8 protein-coding genes are annotated in these 9,276 nt (G+C 69.4%); 6 read left to right on the top strand and 2 right to left on the bottom strand.

The window, feature by feature from the left end; genetic code table 11:
* From CVO76_RS06965 to metG, 6 genes are all read left to right on the top strand, one after another.
* Nucleotides 1-1,797 (top strand): acetolactate synthase large subunit (locus CVO76_RS06965; RefSeq protein WP_208741433.1); only part of this gene is annotated, 1,797 nt, incomplete at its 5' end.
* A gap of 1 nt (nucleotide 1,798) precedes the next feature.
* Nucleotides 1,799-2,311, top strand: coding sequence for an acetolactate synthase small subunit (ilvN, locus tag CVO76_RS06960; RefSeq protein WP_133080771.1), 513 nt, complete (start codon nucleotides 1,799-1,801; stop codon nucleotides 2,309-2,311).
* A 50-nt stretch (nucleotides 2,312-2,361) separates the two neighbouring features.
* Complete coding sequence (gene ilvC, locus CVO76_RS06955) at nucleotides 2,362-3,387, top strand: ketol-acid reductoisomerase (RefSeq protein WP_208741431.1); 1,026 nt, start codon at nucleotides 2,362-2,364, stop codon at nucleotides 3,385-3,387.
* Nucleotides 3,388-3,523: 136 nt separating this feature from the next.
* Entirely contained in the window at nucleotides 3,524-5,116 is a 1,593-nt protein-coding gene (gene serA, locus CVO76_RS06950; RefSeq protein WP_208741430.1) for a phosphoglycerate dehydrogenase, read from the top strand.
* An 11-nt stretch (nucleotides 5,117-5,127) separates the two neighbouring features.
* The gene (locus tag CVO76_RS06945) at nucleotides 5,128-6,057 is read left to right on the top strand and encodes an acetamidase/formamidase family protein (RefSeq protein WP_208741428.1); all 930 of its coding nucleotides are present in this window, start codon (nucleotides 5,128-5,130) and stop codon (nucleotides 6,055-6,057) included.
* A 45-nt stretch (nucleotides 6,058-6,102) separates the two neighbouring features.
* Nucleotides 6,103-7,677, top strand: coding sequence for a methionine--tRNA ligase (metG, locus tag CVO76_RS06940; RefSeq protein WP_208741426.1), 1,575 nt, complete (start codon nucleotides 6,103-6,105; stop codon nucleotides 7,675-7,677).
* Between the two features lie 35 nt (nucleotides 7,678-7,712).
* Here metG and CVO76_RS06935 read toward each other — a convergent pair whose 3' ends face one another.
* Both CVO76_RS06935 and CVO76_RS06930 read right to left on the bottom strand, forming a co-directional pair.
* Nucleotides 7,713-8,252, bottom strand: a complete 540-nt coding sequence (locus CVO76_RS06935) for a hypothetical protein (RefSeq protein ID WP_208741424.1) — start codon at nucleotides 8,250-8,252, stop codon at nucleotides 7,713-7,715.
* Nucleotides 8,253-8,283: 31 nt separating this feature from the next.
* A partial coding sequence (locus CVO76_RS06930) for a sensor histidine kinase (RefSeq protein ID WP_244186252.1) occupies nucleotides 8,284-9,276 on the bottom strand: 993 nt, incomplete at its 5' end.

Genomic DNA, 9,276 nt, shown 5'->3' with positions numbered 1-9,276 from the left:
GCCGCACCGGCGAGTGCGGTCCGCGGACCCAATCGTGTCGTGGGCCCCGTCGAGATGCTCGGCTCCGCGGCGATCGTCCGGTCGCTCGAGGAACTCGGCGTCGACGACGTCTTCGGCCTTCCCGGCGGCGCGATCCTCCCGACGTACGACCCGCTGATGGCCTCCACGAAGCTCCGGCACATTCTGGTGCGGCACGAGCAGGGCGCGGGACACGCGGCCCAGGGCTACGCCATGGTGACGGGCCGGCCGGGCGTCTGCATCGCGACCTCGGGCCCCGGGGCCACCAACCTCGTGACCGCCATCGCGGACGCCCACATGGACTCCGTTCCCATGGTGGCCATCACGGGTCAGGTCTCCAGCGCCTTCATCGGCTCCGACGCCTTCCAGGAAGCGGACATCGTCGGCATCACCATGCCGATCACCAAGCACTCCTACCTCGTCACGAACGCCCAGGACATCCCGCGCGTCCTCGCCGAGGCGTTCCACATCGCCACCACGGGACGCCCCGGCCCGGTGCTGGTCGACGTCGCCAAGGACGCCCAGCAGTCGAAGATGAGCTTCTCCTGGCCGCCGAAGGTGGACATCCCCGGCTATCGACCGGTGGTCCGCGGGCACTCCAAGCAGGTGCGCGAGGCCGCACGCCTGATCAGCGCCTCGCAGCGCCCGGTCTTCTACGTGGGCGGCGGCGTCGTCAAGGCCCATGCCGCGGCCGAACTGAAGGAACTCGCCGAATTCGTCGGCGCGCCCGTGGTCACCACGCTGATGGCCCGCGGCGTCTTCCCCGACTCCCACGACCAGCACGTGGGCATGCCCGGCATGCACGGCTCGGTGTCGGCCGTAACGGCCCTGCAGCAGGCGGACCTCCTGATCACGCTCGGCGCACGCTTCGACGACCGCGTCACCGGCGTGCTCTCCAGCTTCGCCCCGAACGCGAAGGTCATCCACGCGGACATCGATCCCGCAGAGATCTCCAAGAACCGTATGGCGGACGTCCCGATCGTCGGCTCGGTCAAGGAGATCATCCCCGAGTTGACCGCCGCGGTCCGTGACTCGTTCGAGGCGCAGGAGCGCCCGGACATCTCGGCCTGGTGGAAGACCATCCGCCACCTGCGCGAGACCTACCCGGTGGGCTTCACCCAGCCCGACGACGGCCTGTCGGCTCCGCAGCAGGTCATCAAGCGCATCGGCGAGCTCACGGGGCCCGAGGGCGTCTTCGTCTCCGGCGTGGGCCAGCACCAGATGTGGGCGGCGCAGTTCATCCAGTACGAGCGCCCGCACGCCTGGCTCAACTCCGGCGGCCTCGGCACCATGGGGTACTCCGTGCCGGCCGCGATGGGCGCCAAGGTCGGCAACCCGGACCGCGTGGTCTGGGCGATCGACGGCGACGGCTGCTTCCAGATGACCAACCAGGAACTGGCCACCTGCGTCATCAACAACATCCCGATCAAGGTCGCGGTCATCAACAACTCGTCCCTCGGCATGGTGCGGCAGTGGCAGACCCTCTTCTACGAGGGCCGGTACTCGAACACCGACCTGAACACGGGGCACGACACCGTCCGCGTCCCCGACTTCGTGAAGCTCGCGGACGCCTACGGCTGCGTGGGCCTGCGCTGCGAGCGCGACGAGGACATCGACGCCACCATCGAGCAGGCCCTGGCGATCAACGACCGGCCCGTCGTCGTCGACTTCGTGGTGAGCCGCGATTCCATGGTGTGGCCGATGGTCCCCTCCGGCGTCAGCAACGACCTCATCCAGATCGCCCGCAACATGACCCCGACCTGGGAGCAGGAGGACTGACATGGCACGACACACCCTTTCCGTGCTCGTCGAGGACGTACCCGGCGTCCTGACCCGCGTGGCCAGCCTGTTCGCTCGGCGCGCGTTCAACATCAACTCGCTTGCGGTCGGACCGACCGAGGTCGCGGGCATGTCCCGCATCACCGTTGTGGTGGAAGCCGAGGGAGACCTCCTCGAGCAGGTCACCAAGCAGCTGAACAAGCTCATCAACGTCATCAAGATCGTCGAACTGACCACCGAGCAGTCGGTGCAGCGCGACCACGTCCTGATCAAGGTCCGGGCCGACGCGGCCACGCGCCTGCAGGTGACCCAGGCCGCGGACCTGTTCCGCGCGTCCGTCGTCGACGTGGCGATCGACTCGCTGATCATCGAGGCGACGGGAACGCCCGAGAAGCTCTCGGCGCTCCTGTCCGTCCTCGAGCCCTTCGGCATCCGCGAGATCGTGCAGTCGGGCACCCTGGCGATCGGCCGCGGCGCCAAGTCGATGAGCGACCGCGCCCTGCGCAGCGCCTGACGATCCGTTCCACACCTTTCCAGCAGCACCCACCCCAAGGAGAAATACCCGTGACCGAGTTGTTCTATGACGACGATGCAGACCTTTCCATCATCCAGGGCCGCACCGTGGCCGTCATCGGCTACGGCAGCCAGGGCCACGCCCACGCGCTGAGCCTGCGTGACTCCGGCGTCGACGTGCGCGTCGGGCTGAAGGAAGGATCCGCGTCGCGCGCCAAGGCCGAGGCCGAGGGGCTCCGGGTGCTCTCGGTCGCCGAGGCGACCGCGGAGGCCGACCTCATCATGGTGCTCACGCCCGACCAGGTGCAGCGCCACGTGTACAAGGACGACATCGCGCCGAACCTGCAGGCCGGCGACGCGCTCTTCTTCGGGCACGGCTTCAACATCCGCTACGGCTACATCCAGCCCCCGTCCGACGTCGACGTCGCCCTCGTGGCACCCAAGGGACCCGGACACATCGTCCGCCGCGAGTTCGAGGCCGGCCGCGGCGTCCCCGATCTGATCGCCGTCGAGCAGGACGCGTCCGGCACCGCACGCGACCTGGCCCTGTCCTACGCCAAGGCGATCGGCGGCACCCGCGCGGGCGTCATCGAGACGACCTTCACGGAGGAGACCGAGACCGACCTGTTCGGTGAGCAGGCCGTCCTCTGCGGTGGTGCCTCGCAGCTCATCCAGTACGGGTTCGAGACGCTGACCGAGGCCGGGTACAAGCCCGAGGTCGCGTACTTCGAGGTACTGCACGAGCTCAAGCTGATCGTCGACCTCATGGTCGAGGGCGGCATCGCCAAGCAGCGCTGGAGCGTCTCCGACACCGCCGAGTACGGCGACTACGTCTCCGGCCCGCGCGTCATCACCCCCGAGGTGAAGGAGAACATGAAGGCCGTCCTCGCGGACATCCAGAACGGTGCCTTCGCCCAGCGCTTCATCGACGACCAGGACGCCGGAGCGCCCGAGTTCACCGAGCTGCGCAAGAAGGGCGAGGACCACCCGATCGAGAGCACGGGCCGGGAGCTGCGCAAGCTCTTCTCCTGGATCAAGACGAACGACGACTACACCGAGGGTTCCGTAGCGCGCTAGCGCCCGCCCTCCCGCCGGCAGGACACGTGGTCAACGCTCAGCGACGAGCAGGTGTCCTGCCGGACGTATGTCCGGCCCCTGAACCGGGCCGGATCCGTCCCGCTTGAACCGCCGAAATCCGCAGAAGGAACCTCCCGTGACCCCCAAGCCCGTCGTCCTCCTCGCCGAGGAACTCTCACCCGCCACCGTCGAAGCACTCGGCCCGGACTTCGAGATCCGCAGCACCGACGGAGCGGACCGCTCCCAGCTGCTGGCAGCACTCGCCGACGTCGACGCCGTCCTCGTCCGCTCGGCGACCCGGATGGACGAGGAGGCCATCCGCGCGGCACCGAGGCTGAAGGTCATCGCCCGCGCGGGAGTGGGCCTCGACAACGTCGACATCAAGGCGGCCACACACGCCGGCGTGATGGTCGTCAACGCACCGACGTCGAACATCATCTCCGCCGCCGAGCTCACCGTCGGGCACATCCTGAGCCTGGCCCGGAACATCCCGCAGGCCAGCGCCGCCCTGAAGGCGGGGGAGTGGAAGCGGTCGAAGTACTCGGGCACCGAGCTCTACGAGAAGAACATCGGCATCATCGGCCTCGGCCGCATCGGTGCCCTCGTGGCTGCACGCCTCCAGGGCTTCGGCACCCAGATCCTCGCGTACGACCCCTACGTCACCTCCGCGCGGGCTGCACAGCTCGGCGTCCGCCTCGTGTCCCTCGACGAACTGCTCCGCGAGGCGGACTTCGTGACGATCCACATGCCCAAGACGCCCGAGACCGTCGGGATGCTCGGCGCGGAGGCCTTCGCCCTCATGAAGGACACCGCCTACGTTGTCAACGTGGCACGCGGCGGCCTCGTCGACGAGGAAGCACTGCACACCGCACTCGAGCAGGGCCAGATCGCCGGAGCCGGCGTCGACGTCTTCGTCCAGGAGCCCAGCACCGACCTGCCGTTCTTCGCGCACGACAGCGTCGTGGTGACACCCCACCTCGGGGCGTCCACCGAGGAGGCCCAGGAGAAGGCCGGGATCTCGGTCGCCAGGTCCGTCCGCCTGGCCCTCGCGGGCGAGCTCGTGCCCGACGCCGTGAACGTCGCGGGCGGGGTGATCGATCCGGCCGTGCGTCCCGGCATCCCGCTCATGGAGAAGCTCGGCCGCATCTTCACGGCGCTGACGCATGCCTCCCTGACCCGGATCGACATCGAGGTGGCCGGCGAGATCGCCTCGCTCGACGTCAAGGCCCTCGAACTGGCCGCGCTCAAGGGCGTGTTCACCGACGTCGTCTCGGAGCAGGTCTCCTACGTGAACGCGCCCGTCCTCGCGGAGCAGCGCGGCATCACCTCCCGGCTCGTCACCACGCCCGAATCGGAGGAGTACCGCAACGTCCTCCGGCTGCGCGGGGCCCTCTCCGACGGCAGCCAGATCTCGGTGGCCGGGACGCTGACCGGACCGAAGCAGGTCGAGAAGCTCGTCGGGGTCAACGGCTACGACCTGGAGATCCCGATCAGCGACCACCTGCTGGTGCTGCTGTACACCGACCGCCCCGGCGTGATCGGAGCACTCGGGCGGCTCCTCGGTGAGCGGGACATCAACATCGCCGGCATGCAGGTGGCGCGGAACAAGGAGGGCGGCCAGGCGTTGTCCCTGCTCACCGTCGACAGCTCCGTGCCGCAGGACGTCCTCGACGCGATCCGCGCCGAGATCGGTGCCACCGTGGCCCGCGAAGTGGACCTCCAGGACTGAGGGGACCCTTCATGGCCACGCACCACCTCGCAGCCGAGCAGTCGACCGCGGTGCAGGTCCTGTCGCTGGACACGCCGCCCGTCCTCCGCATCGACCCGGGGGACCGCGTGGTCGTCGAATCACTTGACGCCTGGGGGCACCTCGAGCGGCAGCAGTCGCCGGGAGCCGTGACACCCTACCGCTTCCCGGACCGGCGCGGACACGCCCTCACCGGCCCCATCGAGGTCATCGGGGCCGAGCCGGGCGACGTGCTCGCCGTCCGTCTCGACGCGCTCGAGCCCGCGGACTGGGGCTGGACGGTGACCGGGAAGCGGGACGACGCGTTCACGCGCAGCCTGGGCCTCGAGGGGACGGACCCGGCGTGGCTGCTGTGGGGCCTCGACCGGGACGCCGGGACCGGGACCAACCAGTACGGGCACGTCGTCCGCCTCGCGCCGTTCCTCGGCCTGGTGGGGCTGCCGCCGGCTGAGCCGGGGGAGCATTCGACGACGCCGCCGCGGGCTGCGGGGGGCGGCAACATCGACTGCCGGGAACTGGCGGCCGGCTCCACCCTGTTCCTGCCCGTCACGGTCCCCGGCGCGCTGCTCCACCTCGGCGACGGGCATGCGGCGCAGGGCGACGGAGAGGTGGGCGGCACGGCCATCGAGTGCGGCATGACGACCACCGTCACGGTCGACCTCGTGCGCGATGCGCCGCTGGCGAGCATCCACGCGCTCACCCCGTCGGCCCGCATCACCTTCGGGTTCGATGCGGACCTCAACCGGGCGACGGCGCAGGCGCTCGGCGCCATGCTGACCTGGCTCCAGCAGTTGTACGGTTTGGAGCGGAAGGCGGCCCTGGCCCTCGCCAGCTCCGTCGTCGACCTCCGGGTCACGCAGATCGCCAACCAGACCTGGGGTGTCCACGCCGTGCTCGGGCTCGACGCCGTCGGGGTGGCCTGACGCCGCGCTTGGGCAAATCCGTGCGGGCCGGGGTAATTTCATAGGGTGACCTCCGCAGCTGACGCAAAGCCCTCGTTCTACATCACCACGGCCATCTCCTACCCCAACGGGGTGCCGCACATCGGGCACGCCTACGAGACCATCGCCGTCGACGCCATGGCGCGCTTCAAGCGCCTCGACGGCTTCGACGTCATGTACCTGACGGGCACGGACGAGCACGGCCTGAAGATGCAGCAGGCGGCGGACCGGGAGGGCATCCCGGTCCGGGACCTGGCAACGCGCAACGCGCTGGCGTTCCGGGAGATGAACGACGTCGTCGGGACCTCCTACGACCGGTTCATCCGGACCACCGACGAGGACCACTACGCCGCCGCGACCGAGATCTGGAAGCGGATGGAGGCCAACGGGGACATCTACCTCGACAAGTACGCCGGCTGGTACTCGGTGCGCGACGAGGCCTTCTGGGCCGAGGACGACACGGAGGTCCGCGAGGACGGCGTGCGGTACGCGAAGGAGACGGACACCGAGGTCACCTGGACCGAGGAGGAGAGCTACTTCTTCCGGCTCTCGGCCTACCAGCAGAAGCTCCTCGACCTGTACGCGGCGCAGCCCGAGTTCGGTGCGCCGCAGCCCCGGTTCAACGAGGTCATCTCCTTCGTGCGGCGCGGCCTGGAGGACCTCTCCATCAGTCGCACCACCTTCGACTGGGGCGTCCCGGTCCCGGGCGATCCCCGGCACGTCATGTACGTCTGGGTCGATGCGCTCACCAACTACCTGACCGGCGTCGGATTCCCCGACACCGAGTCCGAGCGCTTCCGCAGGTTCTGGCCCGCGGACGTCCATGTCATCGGCAAGGACATCTCCCGCTTCCACGCCATCTACTGGCCCGCCTTTCTGATGTCCGCAGGCATCGAGGTGCCGAAGCGCGTCATGATCCACGGCTTCCTGCACAACCGCGGGGTGAAGATGTCCAAGTCGCTCGGCAACACCGTGGCACCGGCGGACTGGGTGGATCAGTACGGCCTGGACTCCGTGCGCTTCTTCCTCCTCCGGGAGGTACCGTTCGGTGCGGACGGCTCGTACAGCCACGAGGCCGTCGTCGGACGCATGAACTCCGACCTCGCCAACAACTTCGGCAACCTGGCCCAGCGCTCGCTCTCGATGGTCGCCAAGAACTGCGGCGGCGCGGTACCGGAGCCCGGGGAGTTCGGGTCCGCCGACACCGCGATCCTCGACCAGGCCCACGCCCTGCTGGAGGCCAGCCGGGCGGCCTACGACAGGCAGGAGTTCTCCCGAGCACTCGAGGCCGTGTGGACCGTGCTCGGCGACACGAACGCGTACTTCGCCGACCAGCAGCCATGGGTTCTCCGGAAGACCGATACCGAGCGCATGAACACGGTGCTGTACGTGACCCTGGAGGTCCTGCGGGTGGTGGCGATCCTGGCCCAGCCGGTCATGCCCGGCAGCGCGGGGCGGATCCTGACAGCCCTCGGGCAGGGGACGGAGCACAACGACGCCTTGCGCCGCTTCGCAGCACTCGACCGGCGGATCGAGCCCGGGACGGACCTTCCCGCACCGTCCCCGGTCTTCCCCAAGTACGAGGAGCCGGGCGAGTCCTGAGGCGCCAGGGCCGCTGGGTCCGGGCCGGCCGGGGATCAGGTCCGGAGGAACCGAGCTGCCGCAGTCTCCGTCATGACTCGCGCCACCGTGTCCTGCTGACGCTTCGAGGCGACGAGCAGGCGCTCCAGGGCGGGCCGGTTCAGCACGGGATCCCCCGGCGCGGCGTCCGCGGACGGCGAGAGCGCGAGGAGTGTGGACCAGAGGGACTCCTTCCCACGGAGCAGTGATTGCAGGGCCTCGAGTTCCAGCTGCGCACCGGTCGTGGCCCTGCGCCTCTGCGGGTTGAGCGGGTCCAGGTCCGCCACGACGGACATGGCTCGCGCGAGGGTCATCTTGACGACGCCAGGGCGGTGCCCGAGTGCCCGGATCAGTCTCTTCAGGAACGCACGCTCCTCGCGGATCTCGTCCCGCAGTCGGGCGAAGTCCTCCTCGTAGGGCGTCCCGGCCCAGGAGACCCGAGCGGCGCTGAACAGCCGGACGCCGTTGGTGGCGCCGACCAGGTGCAGGTCGAGATAGGGCAGAAGCGTCTCCAGATCCAGCTGATGGACCGGGATACCGACCGCGGCGCGCGTCATGGGGTGTTCCTTCCGGGATGTGTGCGGCTCATCAGCCTACGGCAGCGGGATTCAGCAGCGGAAGCGTGATGGCGACCGCCGTTCCGGCGCCCAGCCTCGATTCGACCGTGATAGTCCCATGGTGTGCTTCGAACGTCTTCCGTGCGACGGAGAGCCCCACACCGGCGCCCGGCAGCACCTGGTTGGAGTTCGCGGCCCGGTGGAACGAGTCGAAGAGGTGCGGCAGGTCGTCCGGCGGGATGCCGATCCCCGTGTCCCTGACGAGGACGACCACGTGCCCGTGCCCCGGATCGAGGGTCAGGCCGACCGCCACGCTGCCGTCCTCCTGCGTGAACTTGATCGCATTCGACAGGACGATGGCGATCGCCGCCGAGAGCTGGTCGCGGTCACCGGAGACGGTGATGGCATGGTCCGGCAGGGTGCAGTCGAGGGTGAGGCCGCCCGCCGAGGCCTCGAGCACGGCGCGGCTCGTGAGCTGGGACACGAGGTGGACGATGTCCACGGGCCCGTAGTCGGACGCGTCGGTCTCCCGGGAGGAGAGGGCCGAGATGTTCTCGATCAGCTCGCTCAGCTTCGTGGTGTTGCGTTCGACGGCGTGCAGCATGGTGCTCGCCTCCGGCGGCAGTTCCCCGCCGACGCCGTCGATGATCATCTCGAGGTATCCGGCGATCGACGCGAGCGGCGTCCTCAGCTCATGGTTGACGGTGCCGACGAAATCGCTCTTCGCCTGGTTCAGGGCGCGCAGCTTGCGCACGGCCTGCTGCTGGCGGGAGATGAGCTGCGCCTGGATCAGGCCGTGGGCGAGGTTACCGAGGACGTGGTGCGTCAGGGCGCCCTCCACCGAGGACCAGACGAGCGGGGTCCCCTCGCGGATGATCCAGAGCAGCCCGAAGGGGGTGTCCCCTTCACCGAGGGCCGCGACGACCCCGCTGACCGTGCGCTCCCGTCCGACGGCGTCGAGGAGCCACCCGGGGGTGCGGATGGTTCCGGCCTCGGGGGCGGCGTCGGGATCCGCGGCGGGTCC

Source organism: Arthrobacter agilis, from assembly GCF_002953615.1.
GTDB classification, from domain to species: Bacteria; Actinomycetota; Actinomycetes; order Actinomycetales; family Micrococcaceae; genus Arthrobacter_D; species Arthrobacter_D agilis_B.
This window is presented reverse-complemented; position numbering and strand designations above follow the sequence as displayed.

Bases quoted from the DNA above. Each gene is read 5' to 3' on its own strand.
- ilvN (WP_133080771.1), top strand. From the start codon at position 1,799: ATGGCACGACACACCCTTTCCGTGCTCGTCGAGGACGTACCCGGCGTC.
- CVO76_RS06945 (WP_208741428.1), top strand. From the start codon at position 5,128: ATGGCCACGCACCACCTCGCAGCCGAGCAGTCGACCGCGGTGCAGGTC.
- CVO76_RS06935 (WP_208741424.1), bottom strand. From the start codon at position 8,252: ATGACGCGCGCCGCGGTCGGTATCCCGGTCCATCAGCTGGATCTGGAG.